24 protein-coding genes are annotated in these 26,990 nt (G+C 66.6%); 7 read left to right on the forward strand and 17 right to left on the reverse strand.

From position 1 onward, the window contains the following. Position 1: 1 nt before the first annotated feature. The 4 genes from RJ1_RS26130 to RJ1_RS26145 form a co-directional block, all read right to left on the reverse strand. The gene (locus RJ1_RS26130) at positions 2 to 1,324 is read right to left on the reverse strand and encodes a KamA family radical SAM protein (protein ID WP_073365335.1); all 1,323 of its coding nucleotides are present in this window, start codon (positions 1,322 to 1,324) and stop codon (positions 2 to 4) included. After that, on the reverse strand, positions 1,321 to 2,337 hold the full coding sequence (locus RJ1_RS26135; RefSeq protein WP_073365337.1) for an AurF N-oxygenase family protein: 1,017 nt from the start codon (positions 2,335 to 2,337) through the stop codon (positions 1,321 to 1,323). The genes RJ1_RS26130 and RJ1_RS26135 overlap by 4 nt, the downstream gene beginning before the upstream one ends. Further along, a complete protein-coding gene (locus RJ1_RS26140; RefSeq protein ID WP_162850356.1) occupies positions 2,334 to 3,116 on the reverse strand; it encodes a TauD/TfdA family dioxygenase in 783 nt (260 codons plus the stop codon). The genes RJ1_RS26135 and RJ1_RS26140 overlap by 4 nt, the downstream gene beginning before the upstream one ends. Positions 3,117 to 3,343: 227 nt before the next feature. Continuing rightward, positions 3,344 to 4,363 carry a LacI family DNA-binding transcriptional regulator gene (locus RJ1_RS26145; RefSeq protein WP_073365389.1) on the reverse strand — a complete coding sequence of 340 codons (1,020 nt, stop codon included), beginning with the start codon at positions 4,361 to 4,363 and terminating at the stop codon, positions 3,344 to 3,346. A gap of 161 nt (positions 4,364 to 4,524) precedes the next feature. On the opposite strand from RJ1_RS26145, the gene RJ1_RS26150 reads away from it, so the two are divergent. Continuing rightward, on the forward strand, positions 4,525 to 5,982 hold the full coding sequence (locus RJ1_RS26150; protein WP_073365391.1) for a purine-cytosine permease family protein: 1,458 nt from the start codon (positions 4,525 to 4,527) through the stop codon (positions 5,980 to 5,982). A 35-nt stretch (positions 5,983 to 6,017) separates the two neighbouring features. Beyond that, the gene (locus RJ1_RS26155) at positions 6,018 to 7,127 is read left to right on the forward strand and encodes a C45 family autoproteolytic acyltransferase/hydrolase (RefSeq protein ID WP_073365339.1); all 1,110 of its coding nucleotides are present in this window, start codon (positions 6,018 to 6,020) and stop codon (positions 7,125 to 7,127) included. A gap of 15 nt (positions 7,128 to 7,142) precedes the next feature. Here RJ1_RS26155 and RJ1_RS26160 read toward each other — a convergent pair whose 3' ends face one another. From RJ1_RS26160 to RJ1_RS26170, 3 genes are all read right to left on the reverse strand, one after another. Continuing rightward, positions 7,143 to 7,910, reverse strand: a complete 768-nt coding sequence (locus RJ1_RS26160) for a VOC family protein (protein ID WP_073365341.1) — start codon at positions 7,908 to 7,910, stop codon at positions 7,143 to 7,145. 93 nt (positions 7,911 to 8,003) lie between these two features. Beyond that, entirely contained in the window at positions 8,004 to 9,395 is a 1,392-nt protein-coding gene (locus tag RJ1_RS26165; RefSeq protein ID WP_073365343.1) for an MFS transporter, read from the reverse strand. A gap of 178 nt (positions 9,396 to 9,573) precedes the next feature. After that, a complete protein-coding gene (locus RJ1_RS26170) occupies positions 9,574 to 10,458 on the reverse strand; it encodes a LysR family transcriptional regulator (RefSeq protein ID WP_073365345.1) in 885 nt (294 codons plus the stop codon). 120 nt (positions 10,459 to 10,578) lie between these two features. On the opposite strand from RJ1_RS26170, the gene kdgD reads away from it, so the two are divergent. The 4 genes from kdgD (at position 10,579) to RJ1_RS26190 (ending at position 16,822) form a co-directional block, all read left to right on the forward strand. Beyond that, positions 10,579 to 11,493, forward strand: a complete 915-nt coding sequence (gene kdgD / locus RJ1_RS26175) for a 5-dehydro-4-deoxyglucarate dehydratase (protein ID WP_073365347.1) — start codon at positions 10,579 to 10,581, stop codon at positions 11,491 to 11,493. After that, complete coding sequence (locus RJ1_RS26180) at positions 11,490 to 13,097, forward strand: aldehyde dehydrogenase (NADP(+)) (protein WP_378381975.1); 1,608 nt, start codon at positions 11,490 to 11,492, stop codon at positions 13,095 to 13,097. Before kdgD ends, RJ1_RS26180 begins: the two co-directional genes overlap by 4 nt. A gap of 56 nt (positions 13,098 to 13,153) precedes the next feature. Beyond that, the gene (locus RJ1_RS26185) at positions 13,154 to 14,362 is read left to right on the forward strand and encodes an L-talarate/galactarate dehydratase (protein ID WP_083400614.1); all 1,209 of its coding nucleotides are present in this window, start codon (positions 13,154 to 13,156) and stop codon (positions 14,360 to 14,362) included. Positions 14,363 to 14,476: 114 nt separating this feature from the next. Continuing rightward, on the forward strand, positions 14,477 to 16,822 hold the full coding sequence (locus tag RJ1_RS26190) for an FHA domain-containing protein (protein ID WP_073365395.1): 2,346 nt from the start codon (positions 14,477 to 14,479) through the stop codon (positions 16,820 to 16,822). Between the two features lie 18 nt (positions 16,823 to 16,840). Here the strand turns inward: RJ1_RS26190 and RJ1_RS26195 are convergent, their stop codons facing one another. The 4 genes from RJ1_RS26195 to RJ1_RS26210 all read right to left on the reverse strand — a co-directional run bounded on the left by RJ1_RS26195 (position 16,841) and on the right by RJ1_RS26210 (position 19,390). Beyond that, the gene (locus tag RJ1_RS26195) at positions 16,841 to 17,164 is read right to left on the reverse strand and encodes a hypothetical protein (RefSeq protein ID WP_073365351.1); all 324 of its coding nucleotides are present in this window, start codon (positions 17,162 to 17,164) and stop codon (positions 16,841 to 16,843) included. A gap of 200 nt (positions 17,165 to 17,364) precedes the next feature. After that, positions 17,365 to 18,351: a quinone oxidoreductase family protein gene (locus RJ1_RS26200; protein WP_073365353.1), complete on the reverse strand. Its 987-nt coding sequence runs from the start codon at positions 18,349 to 18,351 to the stop codon at positions 17,365 to 17,367. Between the two features lie 17 nt (positions 18,352 to 18,368). After that, complete coding sequence (locus RJ1_RS26205) at positions 18,369 to 18,782, reverse strand: (R)-mandelonitrile lyase (RefSeq protein ID WP_073365355.1); 414 nt, start codon at positions 18,780 to 18,782, stop codon at positions 18,369 to 18,371. A 158-nt stretch (positions 18,783 to 18,940) separates the two neighbouring features. Then, on the reverse strand, positions 18,941 to 19,390 hold the full coding sequence (locus tag RJ1_RS26210; RefSeq protein WP_073365357.1) for a nuclear transport factor 2 family protein: 450 nt from the start codon (positions 19,388 to 19,390) through the stop codon (positions 18,941 to 18,943). 12 nt (positions 19,391 to 19,402) lie between these two features. Here RJ1_RS26210 and RJ1_RS48920 point away from each other — a divergent pair, with 12 nt between their 5' ends. After that, positions 19,403 to 19,537 (forward strand): helix-turn-helix domain-containing protein, encoded by a 135-nt coding sequence (locus RJ1_RS48920; protein ID WP_205415376.1) that lies wholly within the window; start codon positions 19,403 to 19,405, stop codon positions 19,535 to 19,537. A gap of 66 nt (positions 19,538 to 19,603) precedes the next feature. Here RJ1_RS48920 and RJ1_RS26220 read toward each other — a convergent pair whose 3' ends face one another. The 6 genes from RJ1_RS26220 to RJ1_RS26245 all read right to left on the reverse strand — a co-directional run bounded on the left by RJ1_RS26220 (position 19,604) and on the right by RJ1_RS26245 (position 26,953). Continuing rightward, positions 19,604 to 20,362 carry an SDR family NAD(P)-dependent oxidoreductase gene (locus tag RJ1_RS26220; RefSeq protein WP_073365359.1) on the reverse strand — a complete coding sequence of 253 codons (759 nt, stop codon included), beginning with the start codon at positions 20,360 to 20,362 and terminating at the stop codon, positions 19,604 to 19,606. Positions 20,363 to 20,469: 107 nt separating this feature from the next. After that, positions 20,470 to 21,825 carry an SLC13 family permease gene (locus tag RJ1_RS26225; protein WP_073365397.1) on the reverse strand — a complete coding sequence of 452 codons (1,356 nt, stop codon included), beginning with the start codon at positions 21,823 to 21,825 and terminating at the stop codon, positions 20,470 to 20,472. Between the two features lie 166 nt (positions 21,826 to 21,991). Next, positions 21,992 to 23,389, reverse strand: a complete 1,398-nt coding sequence (locus RJ1_RS26230; protein ID WP_073365361.1) for an MmgE/PrpD family protein — start codon at positions 23,387 to 23,389, stop codon at positions 21,992 to 21,994. Positions 23,390 to 23,443: 54 nt separating this feature from the next. Further along, positions 23,444 to 24,217 carry an N-acyl homoserine lactonase family protein gene (locus RJ1_RS26235; RefSeq protein WP_240319882.1) on the reverse strand — a complete coding sequence of 258 codons (774 nt, stop codon included), beginning with the start codon at positions 24,215 to 24,217 and terminating at the stop codon, positions 23,444 to 23,446. 48 nt (positions 24,218 to 24,265) lie between these two features. Then, positions 24,266 to 25,732, reverse strand: a complete 1,467-nt coding sequence (locus RJ1_RS26240) for an aldehyde dehydrogenase (protein WP_073365366.1) — start codon at positions 25,730 to 25,732, stop codon at positions 24,266 to 24,268. A gap of 324 nt (positions 25,733 to 26,056) precedes the next feature. Next, entirely contained in the window at positions 26,057 to 26,953 is an 897-nt protein-coding gene (locus RJ1_RS26245; protein ID WP_073365367.1) for a LysR family transcriptional regulator, read from the reverse strand. Between the last annotated feature and the right edge of the window lie 37 nt (positions 26,954 to 26,990).

Below are 26,990 nucleotides of genomic sequence, written 5' to 3' on the forward strand. Positions count from 1 at the left end.
TTCACGCGTTGCCCCCGACACCGAAGAACTCGCGGTCGCGCGGACCGTGCGGACGGAGGTCGTCCCACCACTGCGCGTGCTCGTCGTATTTCGCGAAGAACGGCTTGCCGACCATGTCCGGTCTCCGTGCCTGCAGGAAGCGCAGCGCGAACGCCGGGCCGCCGTCGAGATCGACGACTCCGTCGATCACGACCTTTCCCGGCGACGCGGACATCACCGGACCCCGCGCGGTGCGGCCGAGTCCGGAGACTCGTTGCAGCGCTTCACGGTAGATGTCGACGGCACGTGCCAGCGGAAGACCGAAATACGGTCGCGCACCGGTATCGCGCTCGACGAACATGTAGTACGGCACGACGCGGTGACGCACCTGCGCCTGCCACAGGTCGGCCCAGGCGCGCGCGTCGTCGTTGACGTGACGCACCACAGGCGCCTGTGCCCGCAGGACCGCGCCGGTCGACGCCAGCCGGGACAGCGCGGTCTGGGCCGCATCGGTTTCCAGTTCCGCGACGTGCGACAGGTGCAGCATCATCGCGACGTGCTTACCGGCGGCGGTCATCCGCTCGAGCAGGCGGAGTAGGTCGTCGGCTTCCGGTCCGGCCAGCAGCCGGTACGGCCAGAACGACACGGCCTTCGTGCCGATCCGCACTGTTTCGACGTGCTCCCGTCCGGGTCGGAGAAGCGGTTCCAGGTAGGAGGCAAGCAGTTCGGTCCGCATGACCAGCGGGTCGCCGCCTGTGAAGAGCACGTCGGTGATCCCGGGGTGCAGGTCGAGGTACCGGGTCATCGTCTCCGGCCCGGACATGGCCATCTTCAGGTCCGGGGTGTCCACGAACTGGGCCCAGCGGAAGCAGTACCCGCAGTAACTGTGGCAGGTCTGCCCCTGACGCGGGAACACCAGCAGCGTCTCGGCGTACTTGTGCTGCATTCCCGAGCCGTCGATGTCGTCGTGCTGGGGAACGTTCATGCTCAGCTGATCGCCGGGATGTGGGTTCAGGGCAGCCCTGACCTTGTCTGCCGCCTCCCGGACGGCCGCCCGATCCCCCTGCAACACGGCCTGCTCGATCGACGCGAAGTGCTCGGCCGCGAGCATGTCTCGGTGCGGAAAGGTGAGCCGGTAGATCGGGTCGTCGGGCGCCCGGTCCCAGTCGATCAGTTCGTCGACGACGTAACTGCTGACCTTGAACGGCAGCACCTGCGACACCACGTGCGCCTCGTGTCCCAGGATCGGGTCGCCGGTTCGCTCGGCGACGAGTTTGCGGAGCCGATCTCCGCTGATCGAGCGTGGCGCGAGCGCCGCACGCGTGTCGAGACCGAGCGTCGTCATGTGCCCGTCACCGCCCGGCCCCAATCGAAGTCGACCTCGCCCAGGACATTCATGTCCGACATCAGCGAATACAGACCGCTGTAGTCACGCACGAGCCGCGAACCGGATCGCTCGGCCCGGACGTCGGCGAGCATCGCCTCCCAGCCGGTGACGTTCTCGATCCGGAAGATCGCCTCCCAGGTCGAGTAGTCCGTGGAAACGAACGCCTCCAGCCCGGCGACCAGCATGTCGAGGAAGAAGCGGCGTTTGTCCGGCTCCAACTCGTCGTACACGAGCTTCGCCATCTCGTCGGAGATCGACGCGTGGCAGTATTCGTCCCGGTTGTGCAGCTTCGCCGTGGTGGAATTGACGACCTGGATGTCCCGATCGTCAGCGAGCAGATCGAGATACGCGTTGATCGAGATCTCGGACACCGTGGCGAAGGCCAGGGTCGTCAGGCTGCGCTCCCACCGTTCGGTGGCACGGTCGCGCAGCCGCCGGTGCGCCCTCGAGGTGTGCGATTCGGGCAATGCGCTGTCGGGGAACAGGTTCCCGCGTTTACGCCTCGTCAACGCGCTCGCGTTGATGTGCATCAAGGTGTGGTACTGCTCGTCGACCAGCGCCTGCGCGAGCGCGATCTCCATTTCCTGGCCGCCGAGACCGGGGAACTCGCCGTCCATCACCAGCGCGAACGCCGGGTTGGCGACGCGCTGCTCGGCGAGCACCGTGTGCCGGTTGTAGGCGATCCAGGCCCAGCTCAGCAGGCGCGAACGCAGCGCGTCCGGAAGCGCCTGCCAGGTCGGATGGTCGCGGAACGGGACGATTGCCTCGGGATAGTCCGCCCGGCCGGCGTCGAACAACTCGTCGAGATCGGGCTCCTCGCGCTTCACCGTCGACCGTCGATGCCAGTTGCCCGCCAGGCGACTGATGACGGCGTTCTCGGCTTCGTCGGCGGGGTCGAACGAGGGCAGTCCCGGAAGGTGCACCAGCCCGTCGGCATCCGAGCGCTGCAACCGGAGGTCGTCGATGATCATGCGCGAGTCCGGTCGCCGGCCCAGAAACGAGTGAGGTGACGGGCGCGGTCGGCGTACTCCGACCGCGCGTGCAGCATGCGCTGGTTGTCCCAGATGAGCAGTGCATTCTCGGGAATCAGCACGCGGGTCCGCAGCTCGTGGAACAGGTCGCTGACGCGATGCGCCAACTTCCGACCGGCCTCGCCGAGCGGCAGCCGCGAGTGGTCGACGTCGGCGTCTCGGGGCGGGTCGTAGTCGGCGGCGGTGAGCAGGTTGTAGCTGAATCGAAGAGCCGAACGGCCCGTGTCGTCCGAGCCCAGCATGGTGGTGCGGACGCCGCCGTCCGGTCCGGGGAAGTGCAGTTCGGCGTCGGTCAGCACACCGACCTCCGCGGGCGTCAGGGCGTCGACGAGTCGCCGTACGTCGAGCAGATCGGTGTGGCCGCCGCCGCAACGCGCCTGACGGTGACAGAACAGCGCCAGGTATGCCGGGCTGGGATCCCAGCCGGGTGCCTCCGTATGGGCCAGAATCGTGTTCGCGCTCTGCGAGTACGCCCGGTGATCGTTGCCCGGGCGGTACGTCACCTCGTGAGTGAGAAGTCCGTTGTATTGGGGGACCAGATCGCCCAGGGAGCCGACCACGTCCGCCGCGGCGTTCCGGTCGGCCACGTCGTGAACGACGACGTAGCCGTCCTCCTCCAGACGCCCATCGACGTAGCCGTCCTCTTCCAGGCGGCGCCCATCGACACGGCCTTGCACTGATTCCGCTGACGCAGAAGCGAAGTGACAATACGGCGACATGCATTCCCTCCATCCTGGAAACCCGACTGGGATACGTATCCCGTGACACCGATCATTCGAGATCGGGATCGTCGTGTGTGGTGTGAAAAGAATGCGGTCGCCCCGCCACGCACACCACCCACCCCAGGGGAGGCAAAACGTCACCCGGAAAGAACCGTCGGGCGCGTAACGCCCGGAGTCCCGGCCCGATGGGCCGGCCGCGTACGCGCCGTCCGCGTAGCGTGCAGCTACCGGGTGGACTGCCGGACGACGAGTCGGCCGTGCAGCGGTCCGGGCGGCACCGGCCGGCTCCGGTCGTCGAGCCGGTTGGTCAGCGACGTGACGGCCACGCGGGCAAGGATTTCGGGCTGCAGGTCGACGGAGGTGATGGGCGGTGTGGCGGATCGTGTGTGTTCCGAGTCCGATCCGCCGACGATCTGCACGTCGCCGGGGATGGCGAGTCCACGCTCCCGGACGCGCGCGAGCACACCGGCGGCGTGGCGACCCGTGAGGCAGTACACGGCATCGGGCGGGTCGGCGCGGTCGAACAGTTCGTCCGCGGCCTCCCGCCCACCGGCCTCCCCGGCGGTCTCCGGCCGGACCGCGACCAGGGGATCCTGACCGCGCTCGACCGCCCACGCCCGGTACGCCGCCTCGGCGCCGAGATTCCATGAGTTGGAATCGGTTCCGACGACGAGCGCCACCCGGGAGGCGCCACAATCCGCGAGATGCCGGAGCACGTGCCCGGTCATGACCTCGGTCTCGGTGTCGAGCCAGTCCGTGTAGTCGACGCGCGCCGGATCGCGTCCGACGGACAGGAACGGCACACCCTCGTCGAGCAGCATCTCGATGAGGGGATCGTTCACGACGGGTTCGGTGATCAGGAACCCGTCACAGGCCAGGGCGGCGGCGGGCGACTCCTCACGGGTCGGATCCGACACCAGCATGAGCCCGTAGCCGAGTTCCATGGCGGCCAGCGCCGCCGACCCGGCGAAGCGCAGGAAGTAGTCGACGCCCTCGGGAAGAAAGGAGTCGAGCGTCTCCAGCGGGCGGAGCACGAGGGCGATCACGCCGAGCCGGTTGCTCCGCAGGCCCTGCGCCACCACGTCCGGCCGGTAGCCGAGCGACTTGGCCGCCACCCGCACACGCTCGCGCGTCGCGGTCGCGACGACGCCCTTCCCGCTGAACGTATGCGAGACCGTCGTCGCCGACACGCCTGCCCGGCGTGCGACGTCGTGGATCGTGGGCCGCGGCCGCCTGTCCGTCACCCCCACAGGGTATCAAGCCGCTCACCTGCACCAAATCGATTTGAAGATTGATCACCAACACTATTGTCCAAATCGATTTGGTTCCGTACGGTGACCGGCATCACGCTGGTCGACGGCACACTGCCGTGGCCCGCTCCGTGCCCGATCATCCGGAGGATTTCATGGCATCCACCACCGAGGACTCCCGAGCGGAGACGCCCGAGGCAGGGTCGACCGAGGCAGGGTCGACCGCCGACCTGGCCGGCCGTGTGGAATCCCACGGCATCGACGTCATTCCCGACAGCGAACGGCACGGTCGTGCCCGGGAACTGTTCGCAGTGTGGGCCGCGCCCAACGTCAGCTACCTCGCCCTGGTGGTCGGCGGCGCGCTCATCCTGATGGGCCTGACACCGTGGCAGGCCCTGGCCGTGATCGTCGTCGGCAATCTGTTCTCCGTCCTCACCGGCATCGTCGCCGTGAGCGGCCCCGCGTCGGGAACTCCCAGCGAGGTGATCACGCGGGCGATCTTCGGCATCCGGGGCAACCGGGTGAACATCCTCGTGACCAGTTGGTTCATCAGCGTCTGCTATCTGGCGCTGAACTGGGCGGCGGCCTCCTACACGGCCTTCAGCCTCGTCGAACGGATGGGCATCGAGGCCACCACCCCGATCAAGGTCGGACTGATCCTGGCGGTCGCCGCGATCACCCTGGTCATCAGCGTCTACGGCCACGCCACCATCGTGCGGCTCTACCAACCGCTGGCACTGACCCTGACCCTGGTGTTCGTGGTGGTGGCCGGATACGTTCTGGCCGAGGCTGACTGGAGTTACCGGCCCGAATCGGCGTTGCACGGGATCGATCTGTGGGCGACGGTGCTCGCCGGACTCACGATCGTGGCCTCCGCCCCTCTCTCCTACACCAACAGCGCAGACTTCTCCCGCTACCTGCCGCGCACCACGTCACCCATGTCGGTCGCGGCATGGACGGCGCTCGGCGCCTTCGTTCCCAGCGTGCTGTTCACCGGACTCGGCGCACTCGCAGGAACCGCGCTCGACATGACCGATCCGCAGGCCGCGCTCGAGACGATCGTGCCGCCGTGGTTCACCCCGATCTTCCTGATCGCCGTCATCTTCGGCACCATCGCGAACAATGCCATGACCGCCTACAGTTCCGGTCTGGCCCTGCAGTCGGTCGGGCTTCGTCTGCGCCGCTCGCGCAGCGTCCTCCTGGACGGCTCGATCGGCGTCGTTCTCACGCTGTATGCGCTGCTCGTCTCCAACTTCCTCGACACCGTCAACAACATGATGCAGCTCGTCGTCACCGTGATGGGGCCCGTGATGGCCGTCTACGTCGCCGATGTCCTGTGGCGGCGCAACCGCTACGACGGACCCGGGCTCAGCGACGAGTCCGCCAACAGCCCGTACTGGTACACGCGCGGGATCAACTGGGCGGGAACGATCGCCGTGTTCGCCGGCATCGCCGCGGCCAGCCAGTGCGTTGCCGCCGAGATCTACACCGGCGTGATCGCCCGCGCCGTCGGCGTAGACCTGTCACTGCCGGTCGGCCTACTCTTCAGCGCCGGCCTCTACGTCGCCCTGATGCAGACGCGCCGCACCCGCACACCGCTCGTATCCCACTGACATACAACATAATTCGAATCATCCGTGAGGACATCATGACCGACACACACCCCGCCCGCGCGCACGTCCGCGTCGACGACACCCGCCCCCGCGAACGCGGCATCGCCCGCGGCGAGCAGTTGCGCGACGACCTGCCCGCGTCCCTCGACCTCTATCTCCGCCTGTTCGACACGGTCGGGGTGACTGAGCATCGCGTCCGGGACGGTGCGCGCCGCCTCGCGGATGTGGTGGGGGCGTGGGGTCCCCGGTACGTCGAGGAGATCGAGGGCGTCGCGGTGGGCGCGGGGCTCGAGACCTGGCAGGTGATGGCGCTGAACGGCAGGACCGAGATCCTCGCCCAGGCGAACGGTGCCCGGCCGGGCGAGTGTTCGACCCTCGTGCACGCCGGAGCCGGACACGCGGGCAGCCCGTTCGGTATCCAAACCTGGGACTGGCACGAGGAACTGGACCCGTACTGGCACACCCACGAAGTAACCGGAACGCGGCATTCGTACGTCGGGCTCACCGAGCACGGCATCCTCGGCAAGATCGGGATGAACAGCGCGGGCCTCGGGATCTTCTTCAACATCCTCGGCCACCGCGACGACGCACCGGCCGGCGTTCCCGTCCACCTCCTGTCGGCGGCAGTTCTCGGTGAAGCCGGCTCCGTCGACGAGGCACTCGACCTGCTGCACTCGGCACCCATCGCGACGTCGGGTGCGCTGACCCTGCTCGACGCGAAGTCCGTCGTGTGCGCGGAAGTGAGCCCCGTCGGGGTCGCGACGGTGCACCCGACCCAGGGATTCCTCGCCCACACCAACCACTTTCTCGACCCGGCCAACGCCGAAGGCGAGAAGCGTGGCCTGTTCGAGCCGGACTCGCAGGAGCGCTACGGGCTGATCGCCTCCCGTGTGCGCCGGTACGCCGAGCCGACCGAGGCCGATCACCTCGTCGAGTACCTGTACTCCGATCCGGGTCAGCCCCAGCTGTGCTGCGTCCCCGCCCCGGACGCGGTCTTCGGTCAGCGCTGGGCCACCCTGGCAACCGTTCTGCTGGAGCCGGGGCGCCGACGCGTCCGTGTGCTCGCCGGCACCCCCATCGACGCCCGCCGTCGACCGTGGATCACCCTCGATGCCACGGAATCCGTGGACGTCGCAGGCGGGTAGCCGAATCGGTCCGAGTCACCCCGCGAGCGGGGAACCCACCGTGAACTTCGCACCGAAGGGATCGGTGACCTCCGCGGTCCGCCCGTACGGCATGTCCGCCGGATCGTCCGCGGTTCCCCCGTTCGCGCGGGCGGCGGCAACGGCCGCGTCGGAGTCGGCGACCTGGAACAGCGTGCCCCAGGACGACCCCGGCGCGGCCAGGTCGCCGATGATGCCACCGATCTCGTGCCCGTCCGGTCTGCGGAGGAACGTGAAGTCCAGGCCGGGTAGATCGCTGTTCCCGTCCAGCGTGAAGTCGAACACCGCGGCGTAGAAATCGCGAGCCGGGCCGGGGTTCGCCGTCACCAAGTCGTTGCGCAGCAACGTGTTCGGCTCGTTCACGAGCTCGCACCCGACGTGCGCCTGGCCCTGCCACAGCCCGAACTGGGCCCCGGACGGATCGCGGACCATCGCCATCCGGCCCTGGTCGGCGATGTCCATGGGCTCCATCAGCAGCGTGCCGCCCGCGTCCGTGGAACGGGCGACGGTGGCGTCGACGTCATCGGTGGCCAGGTAGACGTTCCACCAGAAGTCGGTGGCGTTCTCGTCGGGATTCGGCATCAGCGCGGCGACCTTCTTGCCGCCGAGCAGACACATCGTGTAGCGCCCGTACTCTTCCGGGCCCACGTCGAACTCCCACCCGAACACCGACCCGTAGAAGGCCATCGCGCGGTCGAGGTCCGGGATGCCCAAGTCGATCCAGGTGGGGGTTCCGTGAGGTTGGTTCGTCGTGACGGCGCTCATCGCTACTCCTCAGCTGTCGGATATGAACCAGACGCTAGACCCCGGTACCGACACGCGAACCCGCAATTGGTCGAGACGAAGCGAGTTCCGGTGTCAGGCGCGCTTCGCGGCGCGTCGGCTGTCGGCACGGGCCTGCATTTCTGCGAGGTCGAGGCGCTTGATCGGGCCGACGACGAAGACGTAGGTGACGACCGTCAGCAGGGCGCAGGCCCCGACGTAGACGAGGGCGAGTTCGAACGAGCCGTAGCTGTCGACGATGTAGCCGATGACGATCGGGGTGGTGATGCTGGCGACCGATCCGAAGGTGTTGAAGACGCCTCCGCCGAGACCGGCGATCTCCTTCGGGGAGATGTCGGCCATGACGGCCCAGCCGAGCGCACCGAGGCCCTTGCCGAAGAAGGACACGCACATCAGGGCGACGACGACCCAGGACGCCTCGACGAAGTTGCAGCCGATGATCGCGGTGGCGAGCAGCAGACCGGTGATGATCGGGGTCTTGCGAGCCCTGGTCAGCGACCAGCCCAGGCGCAGCAGCGCATCCGAGATCAGTCCGCCACTGATGCCGCCGACGAATCCGCAGATCGCGGGAAGGACGGCGATGAAGCCCGCCTCCAGGATGCTCATCCCCCGTTCCTGGACGAGGTAGACCGGGAACCAGGTCAGGAAGAACCACGTGATGGTGGTGATGAAGAACTGTCCGACGAACACACCGAGCGTCATCCGGTTGGTGAGCAGCAACTTCATGTAGCGGAGCTGATCCGCCCCGGCTTGCTTCTTCTCGCCGGGCTCGTCCATGTCGACGAGCGCACCGCCGGCCTCGAGATAGTCGAATTCGGGCTGCTTCAGCCGGGGGTGCCGGCGGGGGCTGTAGATGACCTTCATCCAGACCAGGCCGAGCACGATGCCGACGCCGCCGATGACGGTGAACACGTGCTCCCACCCGAGAGCGGTGACGAGCCAGCCCATGATCGGCGCGAACACGACGGTCGAGAAGTACTGAGCGGAGTTGAAGATCGCGGCTGCGGTGCCGCGCTCCTTCGTCGGGAACCAGGCCGACACGATGCGCGAGTTGCCCGGGAACGCCGGGGCCTCCGACAATCCGACCAGAAAACGGAGGAGGAAGAGGAGTCCGACGGCGGTGCCCATGCTGAAGTTGCCGAGGAAACCTTGCAGAACGGTGAACGTCGACCAGAGCAGGATCGCCCCACCGTAGACCCGCTTCGAGCCGTAGCGGTCGAGGAGCCAGCCGCCGGGGATCTGTCCGATGAGATACGACCAGCCGAACGCGGAGAAGATGTATCCGAGGGCGACGGAGCTGATGCCGAACTCGTCCTGAATCGCATCACCGGCGATGGAGATCGTGGCGCGGTCGGCGTAGTTGATCACCGTGACCGCGAAGATCATCGCCAGAATCGTGTACCGGACCTTCCCGGTTTTCACTGTCGAGGCGATGGTCGATTCCTCGACCGACCGGCTGATGGCCATGACGGAGGCTCCTTCGGGGGACTGAGATTTTACGCCGGTGAACGGGCAGTGTCGCGAGTCACATTCACGAGCGCAGCCGAATCTACACACACCGATAGATGCACGTCCAAGCCGACTTTTGCATCCTGCAATACCCAACAGGTATCGGTCGGGCGCGCGGTGCGACGCGGCCCGACAGTCAGTCGAGCACCAACTCGGACAGCAACCGGTCGAGAGCCGGGTTCTCGTTGTTGATGCGCCAGACGAGGTCGAGTTCGACCTGCGCGGGTCGGACGAAGGTGATCGGGCGGTAGGCGACGCCGTCGAAATGCATCTTGCTCGCCGATTCGGGCACCAGCGCGATACCCCTGCCGAGGTTCACCAGCGCCAGCATCGTGTGGAACTGATGCACGTACTGCACGACCACCGGCGCGACCGACGCCTCGTGAAACACCGAGGACAGCAGCTCGAAGAAGTACCGGGACTCGATCGGGGTGTACATGACGAGGTCGACCCCGTGCAGATCGGTGACGTCGATCGGCCGGTCGACGTGGGCCAGTTCGTGGCTGGGCGGGATCGCGGCGACCAGCGATTCACGGATGAGGGTTCGCGACGCCAGGTGCGGCCTGGTCACCGGGGGCCGCACCAGGCCGAGGTCGAGAGAGCCCTCCGAGAGCGCTTCGAGCTGGTCCATGGTCACCAGTTCGCGCAGTTCCACCTCGACGTCCTCGATGACGGCCTGCGCCGAGGTCAACACCGTTTCGAGCCCCGAATAGACGCTGCCGCCGGTGAAGCCGACGCGGAGGATGCCCGAGCGACCTTGCGAAGTCTTGCGCACCGACAGTGCGGCGCGTTCGGACTGCTGGAGGAGCCGCCGCGCATCCGCCATGAACGCCTTGCCGGCGGGGGTCAGCTTGACCGCGCGGCTCGACCGGTCGAACAGTTGGACGTCGAGGTCCTTCTCCAGCAATTGGATCTGCCGGCTCAACGGCGGCTGGGTCATGTGCAGGCGCTCGGCGGCACGGCCGAAATGGAGCTCTTCGGCGACGGCCACGAACTGAGTGAGTTGGTTGAGGGAGAACATCGATACCTTTCCTGTATCAGATGATCCATAAGAAGTGTTGGACCTGAATGGTACCGAGTTCGTAGCGTTGTGAATCAGTGCACGCTACGGGCACGATTGTCGACAGGAGACCGCATCATCATGACCACCGCCTCGCCTCAGGAGATCGCCCACAAGCTCGGTTCCGGTCTGCTGTCGTTCCCCGTGACGCACCTGCGTGAGGACGGCTCGTTCGACGAGGCCGCCTACCGCGAGAACATCGCCTGGCTCGGCCAGTACGACGCCTCCGGGTTGTTCGCCGCGGGCGGCACCGGGGAGTTCTTCTCCCTCACGCCGGCCGAGGTCGAGCAGGTCGTGACCGCGGCGGTCCAGGAGGCGCCCGACGGTCTGCCGGTGATCGCCCCCGCCGGGTACGGCACCGCGACCGCCGTCGAGATGGCCCGGTCCGCGGAACGCGCCGGCGCCCACGGCCTCCTGCTGCTCCCGCCGTACCTGACGGAGGCCAGCCAGGACGGCCTGGTCGCGCACGTCAAGCAGGTCTGCGCCGCCACCGACCTCGGCGTCACCATCTACTCCCGCGCCAACGCCGTCTACACCGAACAGGCCGTCGCCGAACTCGTCGACAGCTGCCCGAATCTCGTCGGATTCAAGGACGGGGTCGGCAATATCGAGCAGATGACGCGGATCTACGCAGGCATCGGCGATCGCCTCACCTACATCGGCGGACTGCCGACCGCGGAGATGTTCGCCCTGCCGTACCTGGCGCTGGGTGTGACCACGTACTCGTCGGCGATCTACAACTTCGTCCCGCAGTTCGCGCTCGACTTCTACGACGCACTGCGACGCGGCGACACGGCGTTCGTCATCACTGCGCTGAACGAGTTCGTGATCCCGTACTGCAACCTGCGTAACCGCAAGGCCGGGTATGCGGTGAGCATCATCAAGGCCGGAATGAAGGTCATCGGCCGGCCCGCCGGTCCCGTCCGCAGCCCGCTCACCGACCTCGACGACGTCGAACTCGCAGAACTGGCCGACCTGATCAAGAAGGTGAACTGATCGTGACCGCCGCACACACCGTCGAACTCACCGGAGCCAATCTGATCGGCTCCGAAGACGTCACCGACGTGGGAGCCCCGTTCCAGGCGACGAACCCAGCCACGGGAACGGCACTCGAACCCGTCTACCACGAGGCCGACCGAGCCACCGTCGACCGCGCGGCCGAGCTCGCGTGGGAGGCGTTCGGAACGTATCGGCACACGACGCTGGAACAGCGGGCCGCGTTCCTCGAGACCATCGCAGCCGAGATCGAGGGCCTCGGCGCGGTGTTGATCGACCGCGTCACCGCCGAAACGGGCATCCCCGCCGCACGGGTGCAGGGCGAGCTCGCCCGCACCACCGGACAGCTGCGAATGTTCGCCGCCGTGGTGCGCGAGGGCAGCTGGACGCAGGCGCGCCTCGACAGCCCGGACCCCGACCGGGCACCGATTCCCAAGCCGGACCTGCGCCAGCGCGCGGTCCCACTCGGCCCGGTGGCCGTGTTCTCCGCCAGCAACTTCCCGCTCGCGTTCTCGGTCGCCGGCGGTGACACCGCGTCGGCCCTGGCGGCCGGTGCCCCCGTGATCGTCAAGGCGCACTCCGCTCATCCGGGCACCTCGGAATTGGTCGGCCGCGCCATCCGCTCCGCGGTGCGGGCACACGACCTTCCGGAGGGAACCTTCTCCCTGCTGTTCGGCGCCGGTCAGACCGTCGGCATCGCCCTGGTCACGGACCCGCGGATCCGCGCGGTCGGGTTCACCGGTTCCCAGCAGGGCGGGGTCGCGTTGACCGCGGCCGCGGCGGCGCGTCCCGTGCCGATTCCCGTCTACGCGGAGATGTCGAGCATCAACCCGGTGTTCGTGCTCCCCGGAGCACTCGACGACCGCGCCGGCACGCTCGGTTCCGAGTTCATCGCCTCCATGACGACGGGCGTCGGGCAGCTGTGCACCAGCCCGGGCGTCGTCTTCCTCGTCGACGCGCCGGGAGCGGACGACTTCGTCCGCTCCGCCGCCGACGCCGTCACGGCTGCGGCGCCTGCCCCGATGCTCTACTCCGGTATCGCGTCGTCGTTCGCCGACGGAGTCGCGCGCCTGGAGGCGAACGAGAACATCGCGACGGCGGCACGCGCCGACGTCGACGCGTCGATCGCGTGCGGCGCCGTGCCGCAACTGTTCGTCACCACCGCCGACCAGTTCCTCGACGATCAGCACCTGCAGGAGGAGGTCTTCGGCCCGGCCTCGGTGATCGTGCGGGTCGAGGACGTCGGCCAACTGCCGGCACTGATCGACCGGCTCGAGGGCCAGCTCACCGCCACCGTGCACGCCGCCGAGTCCGACTATCAGGACGCCGGCACCCTGGTCGACCGGCTCGAGCTGATCGCCGGCCGGGTGCTGTTCAACGGCTGGCCCACCGGTGTGGAGGTCGGGCACGCCATCGTGCACGGCGGCCCGTTCCCCGCCACCTCGGCACCGTCGACCACCTCGGTCGGCAGCCGCGCCATCGAGCGCTTCCTGCGTCCGGTCGCGTATCAGAACGCCCCCGAGGAACTGCTCGCCCCGGAACTGAGGGCCCACAATCCCCTCGGAATCTGGCGGCGCGTCGACGGCGCCCTGCAACAGAGCTGACCGGACGGCTCCCCCGTCTCAATCCCCGGCAACGACGCCACCCAGAAGGAGTATCGATGTCCACCAACACCTTTGCCACGCGGCCGACCAGCGCCCTGGCCGCCCCCGACGCCGCGATCAAGGCCCTCGCCGCCGGTGCGGCCACTGTCGACCGCATCGAGTCGATGACCCTGTCGTCGATCACCCTTCCGCTGACGACTCCGATCAGCGACGCCAAGGTGCTGACCGGCCGCCAGAAGCCGATGACCGAGGTCGCGTTCCTGTTCGCCGAGATCCGCACCGAGCAGGGGCACGAGGGCATCGGATTCAGCTACTCCAAGCGCGCCGGCGGCCCCGCGCAGTACGCGCACGCCCAGGAGATCGCACCGGTGCTGATCGGTGAGGACCCCAACGACATCGGCAAGATCTGGACCAAGCTGGTGTGGGCCGGTGCGTCCGTCGGCCGTAGCGGTGTTGCCACGCAGGCCATCGCGGCCATCGACATCGCCCTGTGGGATCTCAAGGCGAAGCGTGCCGGCCTGCCGATCGCCAAGCTCCTCGGGTCCCACCGCGATTCGGTGCAGACCTACAACACGTCCGGTGGTTTCCTGCACACCCCGATCGAGCAGGTGCTCGAGAACGCGTCGAAGTCGCTGGCCGATGGCATCGGCGGCATCAAGATCAAGGTCGGGCAGCCGGACTGGAAGAAGGACATCGCCCGCCTGGAGAAGGTGCGCGAGCACCTCGGCGACGACGTGCCCCTGATGGTCGATGCGAACCAGCAGTGGGACCGGCCCACCGCCATGCGGATGGGCAGGATCTTCGACAAGTTCAACCTCGTCTGGATCGAAGAGCCGCTCGACGCCTACGACGCCGAAGGTCACGCACACCTCGCCCGCAGCCTTGACACCTCGATCGCCACCGGGGAAATGCTGGCCAGCGTCGGTGAGCACGTCCGGTTGATCGAAGCCGGCGCCGTCGACATCATCCAGCCCGACGCCCCCCGCATCGGCGGCATCACCCAGTTCCTGAAGCTGGCCACCCTGGCCGAGCAGAAGCATCTGCAGCTCGCACCGCACTTCGCGATGGAGATCCACCTGCACCTCGCGGCCATCTACCCCACCGAGCCTTGGGTCGAACACTTCGACTGGCTCGACCCGCTGTTCGACGAGCACCTCGAGATCCGGGACGGCCGGATGCATCTGTCCAGCCGGCCAGGACTCGGTTTCACGCTCAGCGACCAGGCCCGCGCCTGGACGATCGGCACCGCCTCGTTCGGAAAGTAGGGCGCGCGAATTCGGGTTGCGGGGCGGCTCGTTCCGTCCGCGAGCGTGCGGCGCGCGTGAGACGATAGGAGTTCGACACCCCAACGCCCGATGACGCTGACGGAGGCCGAGGCGATGGACGACCGGGCCGACCGTGACCACCCGCGGGTGGTGATCGAAACCGACCACGGCCACGGGAGCTACGGCGCGGGCGAGACCATTCGCATCGGCCGCGATCCGCAGAGTGACATCACGATCGACGATCCCGTGGTGTCACGCGAGCACGCACTTCTGAACTGGGACGACGGCTGGCAGCTCGTCGATTCGGGCAGCAAGAACGGACTCTTCGTCGGCGGTGAGCGGCAGGAACGGGTCCGCGTCGACCGCCCCGTCGTCGTCCGTCTCGGCGACGGGGCCGACGGACCCGTCGTGCGGATCTCGGTCGAAGATCCCGAAGCGACGCGGCAGGCCGGGCAGGGCCGGTGGGATCAGCCGACGATCAGCGTCGGCGCCGAGCGGGTCACGGCCCGGCCCCCCGCCCAGGATCGGCCGCTCCCGGCCGGGTCCCTGACGGTGGGGCGCGCCCCCGACAACGACATCGTCGTCCGGGACGTGCTCGCCTCCCGCAAGCACGCCATCCTCCACACCGGAGAGTCCGGCCTCGAGATCGAAGACCTCGGCAGCGTCAACGGAACGTTCGTCGGCGGCGCCCGGGTGTCCCGCGCGCCGCTCGGCGACGGTGACGTCGTCACGATCGGCAACACCGACCTCACCGTGCAGGACGGTCGGCTCGGCCCGCGGCAGGCGGTGCCGGCGGCCGTCGACGGTCTGTTCGTGAACGGGGTCGGGCTCACCATCGACAGCGGCAGGCGACTGCTCGAGGACGTCACCCTCACCGTCCCGCCGGGAAGCCTTACCGCGGTGATCGGCCCGTCGGGGGCCGGGAAGACCACGCTCGCGACCATCATCTCCGGTTCGGAAAGTCCCACGGACGGCGTCGTCGAATTCGAGGGTCGCAGCGTGCACGCCGAATACCAGGTGCTGCGCTCCCGGATCGGGATGGTCCCCCAGGACGACCTCGTGCACCGGCAGTTGACCATCCGGCAGGCGCTCGGCTACGCCGCCGAACTGAGGCTGCCGCCGGACAGCACCCGCGCCGACCGCGACGAGGTGATCGCGTCGGTGCTCGACGAACTCCAGCTCACCGAACACGCCGACACCCGCGTCGATCGCCTGTCCGGCGGGCAACGCAAACGCGCGTCGGTGGCGCTGGAATTGCTCACCGGCCCTTCCCTTCTGATCCTCGACGAACCCACCTCGGGCCTCGACCCGGCGCTCGACCGGCAGATCATGGCGACGTTGCGCCGTCTCGCCGACTCGGGCCGCGTGATCGTCATCGTCACGCACTCGCTGTCGTATCTGGAGATGTGTGACCAAGTGCTGCTTCTCGCCCCGGGCGGCAAGACGGCCTATGTGGGGCCGCCGGACCAGGTCGGGTCCGTGCTCGGAAGTTCCGACTGGGCAGACATCTTCGCCCGCGTCGCATCCGAACCGGACGAGGTGTTCGCCGAATACCGCGCCCGCCGTCCCGCGGCCCCGCCGCCGCCGCCGAGCGAACCCGGACCGTTGGGCCGTCCCGCGCACACGTCGCGGTCGAAGCAGTTGAGCACCGTGGCCCGGCGCCAACTCCGGCTGATCCGCGCGGACCGCGGCTACCTGATCTTCCTGTCGCTGCTGCCCTTCGTGCTCGGCGGTCTGTCCGTGCTGGTGCCCGGCGACACGGGTTTCGGGCCGGCGGACGACGAATCCGGCGAACTCACGCAGATCCTCGTGGTGTTGATCCTCGGCGCCGCGTTCATGGGTTGCTCGCTGACAATCCGAGACCTGGTCGGCGAGCGCATGATCTACCACCGTGAACGCGCCGCCGGACTGCTGCCGTCCGCATACCTGACGGCGAAGATCGTCGTGTTCTGCGCCGCGGCGATCGTGCAGTCGGTGATCATGATGATCGTCGTCTACATCGGCAAGGGCCTCCCCGGACCGGGGACCGTGATCCCCTCCGGTGCAGTCGAACTGATCGTGGACATCGCCGTCACCACGTGCTCCTGCGTCCTGCTCGGCATGGCGCTGTCGTCGGTGGCCCGCTCCAACGAGCAGGTGATGCCGATGCTGGTGATCGTGATCATGGTTCAGCTGGTGATGTGCGGAGGATTGATCAGCATCACCGGACGCGAAGTACTCGAACAGCTGTCCTGGCTGTTCCCGTCCCGCTGGGGATTCGCGGCCGCCGCGTCGACGGTCGATCTGCGGTCGAACGTGCCCGGCACGGAAGCCGACACACTGTGGCAGCACAGCCCGTCGTGGTGGCTGCTCAGCATCTCGATGCTCGTGCTGATCGCCCTCGTACTGGCGGTGTTCACCTACAGCCGACTCCGCCTACGCCGTTCGCGCCGCCGGACGCGCGCAGCGGCACGTCTGTGAGGCGGTCGCCCTCGAACGTCAGTGAGCCTGCCCGGACGGGAAGTGAACGGACCCGTCACTGCCGACGCACCCACCCTGCACCGGCCCGCTGCCGAAGAAGGGCCCGTTGAGCTGTCCGGTGCTGCCAGGCGAAGTCGTTCCGACTCCGGCCCCGGCGACACCGAGCGCTCCACACGCGTACCCGTTGGAATCTTCCGGCGGACTCGTGACGTGGAGCTGTGTCCCGGGAGTGTTCGGATCGCCGTGAAGGACCGGTGCAGCAGACGCCATGCCCGCACCGGACACGGCAAGCGCCGCGACTGCGGCCGCGGTAATCGCTACTCGTGAAACAAACGTGTTCATTCGATGTCACCCTCGATCTCCTAGGGGCCGCCTCCCACAGGTCGCCGGTTCTCGGAAGCGGCGCTTTACCTGCAACGTCGGACAGCTGCTTCTACAGAGTTTCCACTCCAAAGCCTGCTCGCCCAGGTACGCCCACGTCAATCGACCTCGGCGGTCGACGCGGGGCCGGGCGATCGTGGAGACGGCACACGCCCACCGGCTCAGACCTGCGTGAGGACGATCTTTCCCCGGGACTGATTGCTGCGCAGACGATCAGCAGCATCCGTGGCCTGACCGAACGTGAACACGCTGTCGATGACAGGACGGACTCGCCCGTCGGCCACGGCCGGGATGACGTCGGGAACCAAGGCGGCGATCACGTTGCCGAGTTCCTCCGCCCGGCTGAACCCGAACGACACTCCCTGGAGCCGGAGGTGCCGATAGGACAGCGAGTCCAGGTTGATCGTGGCCTCCGCCGTGTCCAGACGGCCGATGTTGACGAGATTGCCGTCGACGCGTGTGGCGGCGAGGCAATCGGCGAGAGTCTGCCCACCCACGTGGTCGAGGACGAGATCGACACCTTCGCCGTCGGTCGTCTCCAGGACGGCCGCGGTGAGGTCCCGCTCCGGGGGGACGACAACCACGTCTGCCCCGGCATCCTTCAGCAGGTCTTCCTTCGCCGCCGACCGGCTGGTGGCGACGACCGTCTTCGCGCCGAGAGCCTTGGCGATCTGCACACCGATTAGCCCGATGCTCGACGTCGCCCCGGTGATCAGCACCGACTGCCCGGGCCGGAACCCGCCGACCTCGAGCGCGCCGTGTTCGGTGAGCAGACCCGTCGGCAGCGCGGCGGCCTCCTCGTCGTCGAGGCCCTCGGGGATGCGCAGGACGTGCCGGTGGTCGGCGAGCACGTACTGCGCGAAGGCGCCCTGCGTCGTGCCCATGATGCGTTCTCCCACAGCGACGCGATCGGCGCCGGGGCCCAGCGCGACCACTTCACCGGCGAACTCGAAGCCAGCGACATATTCCTTGCCGCGACCGGTCGCGGGATCGTAGGCGTCCGCCAGCATGTGCACGTCCGCGTTGTTGAGCGCCACCGCGCGAGCGCGGACCAGCACCTGCCCGGGACCCGGCTCGGGCACGGCCACCTCGCGAGCTTCCCAATCCGGGCCCGTGCCGCCCAGGAGTGCGGTCATCGTCTGCGACATCTGCTGTCCCTTCTCGGTCAGCGGGAGCCTGTGCGCGGGCCGTTGTATTCGTCATCGGTGACCTTGTCGCCCCACACAGTCTCCGGGCGATCGTCGCCGGTGCCCTCCCACAAAGCCAGGTGCGTCATGAAGTAGTCGGGAGCGGCGCCGTGCCAGTGCTCCTCACCGGGCGGGGTGTAGATGGTGTCACCCGGATGGGCCTCGATGATCTCGCCGCCGCGGGACTGGACCAGACAGGTCCCGGAGACGATGTGCAGGGTCTGGCCCATCGCGTGTGAGTGCCAGTCGGTGCGGGCGCAGGGCGAGAAACGCACCATGTTCGCACGCATCCGGGACGGCTCATGGCCCGCATAGAGGACGTCGAACCAGACGTCGCCGGTAAACCAGTCACCGGGTGCCTTGGTGGTCGGTTGCTTCTTCAGAATCTCCAACTATCTCTCCTCGTGCGTAGCGGACTGCGGGTCCTCGCAACACAGTCCTGATGTCGGCCACCCCGACGCTACGTACGACCGCTCGTGGTTGGGAGGTCCTATCGTTACCTGGTTCGGCAGAGCCCCGCACACCACTCCCTTGTCGCGACCGCGGCGACCTATGCGTTCGTGGTGAAGATCGGGCTGGTGGAGACGAACGGGCTGAACTCCATCCGGCGCGTCCTCCATTCGCCGTCGCGCCGGACGAACTCCAACGCATAGCCACCCGACAGCAGTTGGTTGACGCCGTCGTCGGTGAGCCGGAAGTAGAAGACGTCGGTCTTCGCGGTCGCGGTGTCACCGTCGATGTCGATGACCGGATTGGTGATGTGGTGGTGGCATTTGGGCACCTGGTCCCACACCTTGTTCACCAGTGCGCGGATTCCGTCGATCCCGTGGCCGTCGCCTCGGGGTAGTACATAGTCCGCGCCGTCGGGCCAGATGCTCATGAACGTTTCTTCGTCCTGCTTGTCGATGCCGTGGCAGTACTTGGACATCACCATCTTGATTTCTTCGATGTCGATCACCCACTGGATTTTCTCCTGCGGGGTACCCGCTTGTTCTGTCATGTCGTTCTTTCTGTGTGGATTCGTCGGTCAATCAATGAAGTCGCCGCCACCTGGGGTTTTCATCCTTCCGGACACTTCGCTCGGCACTACCGCACACGATTCGGTGTCAGCCCGTCGGAAACGCGTGGCGTTGCCGGCGGGCACTGACAAGCCCCCGGCAGTCACGACGGGTGGTTCCGGAACGAGCGGCCGGCCGTGACCACCGAAACATCCTCAGATCGTGGTGTACCCGCCATCGATCACGAATTCCTGACCGGTGATATACGACGACTCGTCACTCGCGAGGAAAAGCACGAGTTCGGCGACCTCCTCCGGCCGACCGACCCGCCCCAACGGCACCGCCGCGAGAAGCTGCGGCAGCACCTCCTCGTCCGAGACCAGATAGTCACTCTGCGGGGTATGAATGATCCCCGGGTGCACCGAGTTGACCCGGATGTTGCGCTTGGCCAGATCAGCTGCGGCACTCTTGGTCAGCAATCGGTTGGCTCCCTTGGACGCCGAGTATCCAGGGTGAAGATTCGGCCACACGATCATGCCCGCAATCGAGGACATGTTGACGATCGATCCTCCACCCTGGGCCTCGAGGTGCGGCAGAACGGTCTGGATCCCGTAGAACTGATGGTAGACGTTCAGGTCCATCAGGCGCTTGAAGTCATCGATCTTCGCCTCCTCCCAAGTCTTGGGTGTCCCCGGGAGGCCCGCGTTGTTCACCAGGATGTTCAGCTTGCCGAACGTGTCGATTGTATTCTGGACGACGGCATTCCAGTGTTCGGGTTTCGTGACATCCAGTTCGATGCCGATCGCCGAGCCGCCCTGATCGGTGATCCGGGTCGCGACCTCCACTGCGAGGTCCTTTCGAATATCCGTGACGATGACGCTGGCCCCCTCCCGCGCGAACACGTGCGCGTCGGCCGCACCCATGCCCGACGCCGAGCCGGTGATCAGTGCGACCTTGTCTTTCAACCTGTCCACGATGAAATCTCCTTATAGTTCGATTGCCACAGAGGAACATCCATGGCCGATGGCTCGATGCAATTGCGTGGTGAAACGTCGGGCGGGTAGGGAATTGCGGGATCAAGCTAGACGGAGGTAGGCACCACGACGAGCGCCCACACGATGAGCGGAGCGAACAGCACGACGATTCCACAGTAGGCAAGCATCTTTCGCTGGAATCGAATCTTGTCCTCGACTTCTGCATTCGCCAGAATCATGACTCCGTGCAGGGAGAAGGGACTCACGTCGACAACAGTCGCCGAGAAGACGATTGCGGCGACGAAGCCCAGGACGCCCACCTCACCGCCGAGAAGCAACGGCATCGCGAGCGGCAAGGCGATGCCGATCGTCGCCGTCGACGACGCGAACGCCGAAAGGATACCGACCGCGTAGCAGAGGATCAGCGCAGTGAACAGAGGAGCTACCGCACCGGACACAGTGTTGCCCAGGAAGCCCAGCGTTCCATTCTGGGTCAGAACCGCCATGTAAGTGAGCATTCCGCAGACGAGGACCACCGCGGGCCACGCCACGTTGTCCACGATCTTCGGGTGCGACTTGGGCGCCATCAGCAGCAACGCGGCACTCACGCAGAGTGCACTGACACCGATGTCGATTCCGAACCCGACCGAACCCACGGCAAGGAAGAGGATTCCGACCAGGGTCGCGCACTGGTAGCGGTCCAGCCGGGGACGCGCGGGTGCTGTATCGACGGCAGTGCCGGTCGTGCTCCGGCTCAACACTGCGGTCGATACACCCGAGCCGTCGGATGCTGGGGACGGCAGTCTCCCCGCCCCGGTCCCGCCGATCGGTCCATCCGACGCTGTTACGTCGTCGCCGCGGCGTCCGCCGCGAATGAGGTCACGACCGAAGACCAGGAAGAGCACCACACCGATCGCCAGATTCAGCACGAACGGCACCAGGAAGATGACGCCCGGATTTGTCGGCAGGCCAGCGGATTTCATGATGCCGGTGACGAGCGCGCCATACAGATTGATCGGAGAGAATACACAGGCCAGGCCCCCGTGAGTGATCATCATGCCCATCAGGAAGGGGTTGATGCGGTTTCTGGCGGCAAGGGGCATCGCGATCGGGGCGAGCATTCCCACAGCCAGGACGGCCCCCATCGACATCAGCAGACCGGATAGTGCGAACAACATCCACACGATGGCCCAGCGTCTGCCGCGGACGAGGTGCAGACATCTGTCCATGATGTAGTCGAGGGTGCCGTTTGCCTTCGCGATGGCAAACAGGAGGGTGATGCCGCCGACGATGAGGAAGGTTCCCGCGGGGAAGGCGTCGACGACGTCCTCGATAGGGATGTCGGAAACCCAGGCGCCCACGATGAATGCCGCGGCGAACGCGAGGATGCCCATGTTGACCGGCGTGACGGTGGCGACCGTGAAGATCGCCGCCAGGACGAGAACGGAAATTGCGTAGATCATACCCAGTCCTTCCAGGACCATGTGGTGGAGCACCAAGCGCGCATCAATAAATCGTGTTCTGCAGCAGAGAATCTCGGTGGAGACGTGTGTGTTTCCGGCAGGCCGGCGGACACGGTGCCAGCGCTCAGCTGCGCGCCTCGCTGCCGCCGAATGGTGCCGGCGTCGGCTACCGCGAAATCAGGGCCTTGGCCAGCTCGACGCCGCCGTTGGCGTCGTCCCAGATCACGGCCGCCAGTTCGTCCCCGGTCGGAAAGTTGCCCTGAGATGCAAGCCCGTCGCCCTTGGCGATGATCTGCTCCTTGGTCATGGGGTGTTGCGCCGTACCGACGCTGTCGACCACTGTCGCCGACCTGGTGCTGCCGTCGGTGAAACGCATGCGCACGCCGGTCGCGAAGTGCTGTGGGTAGTACTTCTCCTCGAGGTCGGGATCGACCTCGAACCGGACCTTGCCGGCGATACGCAGGATGCGTTCGTCGTCGAGGAAGGCCTCGCCGTAGGCGTCGTATCGGGTGGGCCCGTAGGCGAGCGTGGCGCCGACGATGTACGGGCAGCTGTACTGTGCCGTCATCGTGGATTCAGCTGTGGTCATGTGCTGATCGGCGATGAGCCAGGGCCCGGTGACGAGAACCTCCTCGATGTTGTCGGTGGAGGCGCTGAAGTCGTCGGTCACCTCCCGCAGGGCGTCGATCGTCGAGTGGAACAGCCGGCAGCACGAATAGGGCTTGAAACTCATCACGTGAATCTGCAGCTTTTCGCCAGGCGTGACGTCGTGTAGCGGCCCGCCGAAGCTGGCGGCGGCGCCGTAGGTTCCCTCGACCGACAGTTGCGGCGCCGTCACATCGGGCAGCATCGCGAAGTCCGCTGCGAGAACACCGTTGCGGGCACCCAGTCCGGCGTGCACGCGTTTCACCTCGCCCCCGGTCGGCTCGACCGAAAACTGCATGGAACCACTGGCTTGGGAGAGGGCATGACCCCAGGCGGTCACGAGGACGCCGGGATCGACGGGCTGCTTGTTCCGGTATGCCCGGAGACTCAACACCGCCGCCGCAGCACCGAACGATCCGAAGACGGAGGTGGGGTGGAATCCGCGGTGAACCGTCTCCAACCCGCCGGCAGTCGTGCCGATCAGCGCCATGGCTTCGTAGCCGGCGGCGACTGCGCGAAACAGTTCCGACTGCGACGCGTTCGTCTCCGCGGCGACGGCAAGCGCTGCCGGAATGATCACGCAACCCGGGTGGCTCGTCGTCACGTCATGCGTGTCGTCGAGTTCGTAGCTGTGCCCCGCGGTGCCGTGGACCAGAGCAGCGGTGGACGCCTCGGTGGTCCAGTCACCGCCGAGCACGACACTGTTCCCGGTGCCCGCAAACCTGCGCGACCACTCGGCGATCTGCTTGGCCGCGGGACGGGTGCTCCCCCACAGCGAGACGACGAAACCGTCGAGAAACAGCCGTCGGACCGCTTCGACGTCCTCTGCAGTCAATGGCGAGTTCGCCACGTGGGCGACGTGATCCGCCAGTCGCGCTGTGAGACCGGCGAATCCGGACTCATCCTTGCTCTTGTTCATAACTCTCTTTCACTACTACGCCCCCGAGACGAAGAATTGGCTGGCGCGGCGTCGTCACTTGTAGCCGCCGTCGACCTTGCCGAGCCGTTCCCAGTCGTCCGGGTCGTGCAACACCCAGATCTCGGCCTGCAGACTCGCACTGATCTGCTTGATCCGCTGGATGGATTGCACGGTCTGAATCGCATTGACGTCCACCGGGCACGGGCATTCCGATTCCAGACCGGAACGGAGATGAACCGAGTCGCCGGTGATCAGGAACGACCGCGACGGGAGCTTGACCAACAGGCTGACCTCGCCGGGGGTATGCCCCGGGGTCTGGTAGATGACGAGGCTTCCGTCGCCGAACAGGTCGTAGTCCTCACGCAGCGGATTCCACTTGAACGACCGTGTCAGCTCGAGATCCTGCGTCCTGTAGAAGCCGCGGTAGGGCGGGTCCGGCCAGAATGCGTAGCGCAGATCCACTTCCGACATGTAGAACTCGGCTTCCGGGAAGAGGTACATGCCTCCGGTGTGGTCGAAGTGCGAGTGGGAGATGACGACGTGAGTGATGTCGGAGAGCTCGAACCCGCACTTCTGGATCTGCAGTTCCAGGGTGTTCTCCGGCGGGCAGTCGAGGGCGAACACATCGACCAGGTCGCCGTACACCGAGCGGGGATCGTTCCACGCCTCCGGGGCCAGGCCGGTGTCGAAGAGGACCAGTCCGCGATCGTGCTCGATGAGGAAGGTCGGAATCGGGACCGAGAGCGGTCCGTGGTGGCCCATGGTGATCAAGCCACTGTCGAGGGTGATGGATGCTCCGGCCAAGGGCCAGAGTCGATTTGCCGTCATGGACATAACCTTTCGAGATTGCAGGACAAGAGAGGGAGTAACGCCACGTCAGCAGAGAGTGTCGGCGACCTCCGCCGAGATGCCGTACGACTTCAGCTCGACGAACGCGTCGAATCCTTCGAGGCCGGCCTCGCGACCGATCCCGCTGTGTTTGAATCCACCGAACGGGGCGTGGAAGCCGGCACTGTTCCCGTTGATCTCGACGGTGCCGGTCTGGATCCGGCGGGCGACCGCGAGTGCGTGGTCGGGGTCCGCGCCGTACACGGCACCACTGAGCCCGTATGCCGAGTCGTTCGCGACGGCGATCGCCTCGTCCTCGTCGTCGACGACGAGCACGCCCACGACCGGACCGAAGATCTCCTCCTGGGCGATCGTCATGTCGGGGGTGACGTTGGTGAACAGCGTCGGTTCGACGAACATGCCGCGCTGAAACTCGGCGGGCCTGCCACCGCCGACGACGACGGTTGAGCCTTCCTCCCGACCCGCTGCGATGTAGCCTTCGACGCGCTCGCGATGTTGCAGGCTCACCAGGGGGCCGATCTCCGTCGACTCGTCGAAGGGATCGCCCACGCGGAGATCCTCGACCATTGCCGCCAGCCGGTCGGTCAGGTCCTTCTCACGACGCCGCGACACGATGATCCGCGTCTTGTTCGTGCATGCCTGACCGTTGTAGCGGAACGACTGGGTCCGGAGGGACTGCGCCACACCATCGAGGTCGGCGTCGTCGAGGACGATCGCGGCGGACTTCCCGCCCAGTTCGAGGGTGTAGCGCCGGAGGTCGTTGCCGCACAGCGACGCTATGCGTCGGCCGGCGAGGGTCGAACCGGTGAACGACACCTTGTTCACGCCGGGGTGGGTGACGAGGTATTCACTCTCGGCCCGGTCTGCGGTGACGATGTTCACCACACCGGCCGGGAAGCCCGCGGCCTGAACCATGTCCGCGAGAAGGTAGGAGCTCAGCGGAGCCTCGGGGGACGGCTTCAGGATGACAGTGCAGCCTGCCAGTAGGGCGGGGACGAGCTTGAGCATCGCGACCGACAGTGGTGCGTTCCACGGGACAACGGCCGCGACCGCTCCGATCGGCTCACGGGTGACGAGCGCGTTGCCGGTGTTCGAGCGGCGCACGGTCCGCCACGGGTACTGCTCGACGAGCTCGAGGTTGGTATCGATCAACGCAATGGCGGCGCCGGACTGGGATGCGACTGTCTGCGTGATCGGACAGCCCATCTCTTCCGTGATCAACTCCGCGATCGATTCGCGATTCTCGGTGATCGCTTTGCCGAGTCGGCGGACCACGTCCATACGTTCCGACAGGCTCATGCGCGGCCACGGACCGCTGTCGAACGCCTCACGCGCAGCACGTACCGCGCGGTCGACGTCCGCGCGCGAACCGGCGGGAATCCGGGCGAGCGCCTGTTCCGTGAACGGCGACACGACTCGAATGGTGTCACTAGCGGTGGGTTCGACCCACTCCCCACCGATGAACAAGCTCGTGTAGTTGCCCTGCCACACCATGACGTAACTCCTGCCAATTCTTGGATTGAAGACGACTGCTCTGATCGCCACGCGGCCTGGCGCAGCTCATCGCCACGTTCCGCCAGTCACCGACGATGAAGAAGGGCCCGGAATTCGCTTGCCGCACTGTGCTTCACCTTCAGCCGTCGGAGACTTTCGCACGGCGATCAGGTTCAACTCAAAAAACCCGATCTGTTGTGACCTACGCCTCCACAACTATCGAACGGCTGATCACGACAGTCAATTGGCGATTCGGCAAGGTCCCTTCGCGGGCGTCGAAGTGTGCAGCTCAGAGCATGGCTCCCCGATCGCTGCGGCGGAAATCTACTCCGCGGAAGTCTGCGGCACCTGTCTGATCAAGCACCCGAGGAAAGCGGCGACCGTCGGGGCACCCAACATCCGCGTCGTCGTGGCGACGTTGATGCGTCGCACCGCCCAACTCTCGTCGAGCGGCCGCACCAGCATCTCGGAGTCTGCTGCCTGGGTAGCCATTCGCTGCGGGACGACCGTGGCTCCCAGGCCGGCCCTGACCATGCCGAGTGCCACCTCACCCGTGCGCACCACATGTCGGAGATCGCGGGCCTCTGCTCCATGAGCCTGGAAGATCATCACCGTCGTGTGTGTTGCGATCAGCCCCTCGGTGGCAAGTTCACCGAATCTCACGGAACTCCGATGTGCGAGACGGTGTTCTCGTGGCAGTACGGCTACGAGAGGCTCGCTGCCGAGGAGTTCCATCTCGGCGGCGGCGCACTTCGGTTCGCCGACGCTGGCGAACACACCGATATCGCATTCCCCGGCTTCGATCTGGCGAATCACTTCGCTGTTGTCCACCTCGCGCAGCGACAGCTCGACGAACGGACGCTCGTTGATGAACATTCGGACCGCCGGCGCCAGGAGATCGATGATCACCGAGTGCGCCGCGGCGACTACTAGCCGATCCTCCACCTGCGCGGTGAGGGTGGTCAGTTCCGAGTGCAGATCGTCGAAGTCGGCGAGCATTTTCTGCGCGTACCGGGCCAGGACCGCACCCGCCTCGGTGGGCGCCACGCCCGTTCGTGCCCGGTGCAGGAGAGGGAGGCCGAACATGGCTTCGAGCGCCTGAATTCGCTTCGTGGCGGTCGACGCGGCGATATGCTCACGTGCTGCCGCGAGTCCTATCTGGCGTTCTTCGACGGCCGAAAGAAAGAGCCTCAGGCTGAAAAGGTCGACCTGCCACTGCATGGTTGGAGCATAGTATCCCGCAAGAACCGCTGGTCTT

The organism is Rhodococcus jostii NBRC 16295 (assembly GCF_001894825.1).
Classification (GTDB): Bacteria; Actinomycetota; Actinomycetes; order Mycobacteriales; family Mycobacteriaceae; genus Rhodococcus_F; species Rhodococcus_F jostii.

Bases quoted from the DNA above. Each gene is read 5' to 3' on its own strand.
- RJ1_RS26200 (WP_073365353.1), bottom strand. From the start codon at position 18,351: ATGTCGCAGACGATGACCGCACTCCTGGGCGGCACGGGCCCGGATTGG.
- RJ1_RS26140 (WP_162850356.1), bottom strand. From the start codon at position 3,116: ATGTCGCCGTATTGTCACTTCGCTTCTGCGTCAGCGGAATCAGTGCAA.
- RJ1_RS26130 (WP_073365335.1), bottom strand. From the start codon at position 1,324: ATGACGACGCTCGGTCTCGACACGCGTGCGGCGCTCGCGCCACGCTCG.
- RJ1_RS26195 (WP_073365351.1), bottom strand. From the start codon at position 17,164: ATGAACACGTTTGTTTCACGAGTAGCGATTACCGCGGCCGCAGTCGCG.
- RJ1_RS26165 (WP_073365343.1), bottom strand. From the start codon at position 9,395: ATGGCCATCAGCCGGTCGGTCGAGGAATCGACCATCGCCTCGACAGTG.
- RJ1_RS26185 (WP_083400614.1), top strand. From the start codon at position 13,154: ATGTCCACCAACACCTTTGCCACGCGGCCGACCAGCGCCCTGGCCGCC.
- RJ1_RS26150 (WP_073365391.1), top strand. From the start codon at position 4,525: ATGGCATCCACCACCGAGGACTCCCGAGCGGAGACGCCCGAGGCAGGG.
- RJ1_RS26240 (WP_073365366.1), bottom strand. From the start codon at position 25,732: ATGGTGTGGCAGGGCAACTACACGAGCTTGTTCATCGGTGGGGAGTGG.
- RJ1_RS26245 (WP_073365367.1), bottom strand. From the start codon at position 26,953: ATGCAGTGGCAGGTCGACCTTTTCAGCCTGAGGCTCTTTCTTTCGGCC.
- RJ1_RS26210 (WP_073365357.1), bottom strand. From the start codon at position 19,390: ATGACAGAACAAGCGGGTACCCCGCAGGAGAAAATCCAGTGGGTGATC.
- RJ1_RS26160 (WP_073365341.1), bottom strand. From the start codon at position 7,910: ATGAGCGCCGTCACGACGAACCAACCTCACGGAACCCCCACCTGGATC.
- RJ1_RS26190 (WP_073365395.1), top strand. From the start codon at position 14,477: ATGGACGACCGGGCCGACCGTGACCACCCGCGGGTGGTGATCGAAACC.
- RJ1_RS26230 (WP_073365361.1), bottom strand. From the start codon at position 23,389: ATGAACAAGAGCAAGGATGAGTCCGGATTCGCCGGTCTCACAGCGCGA.
- kdgD (WP_073365347.1), top strand. From the start codon at position 10,579: ATGACCACCGCCTCGCCTCAGGAGATCGCCCACAAGCTCGGTTCCGGT.
- RJ1_RS26135 (WP_073365337.1), bottom strand. From the start codon at position 2,337: ATGATCATCGACGACCTCCGGTTGCAGCGCTCGGATGCCGACGGGCTG.
- RJ1_RS26155 (WP_073365339.1), top strand. From the start codon at position 6,018: ATGACCGACACACACCCCGCCCGCGCGCACGTCCGCGTCGACGACACC.
- RJ1_RS26235 (WP_240319882.1), bottom strand. From the start codon at position 24,217: ATGACGGCAAATCGACTCTGGCCCTTGGCCGGAGCATCCATCACCCTC.
- RJ1_RS26170 (WP_073365345.1), bottom strand. From the start codon at position 10,458: ATGTTCTCCCTCAACCAACTCACTCAGTTCGTGGCCGTCGCCGAAGAG.
- RJ1_RS26225 (WP_073365397.1), bottom strand. From the start codon at position 21,825: ATGATCTACGCAATTTCCGTTCTCGTCCTGGCGGCGATCTTCACGGTC.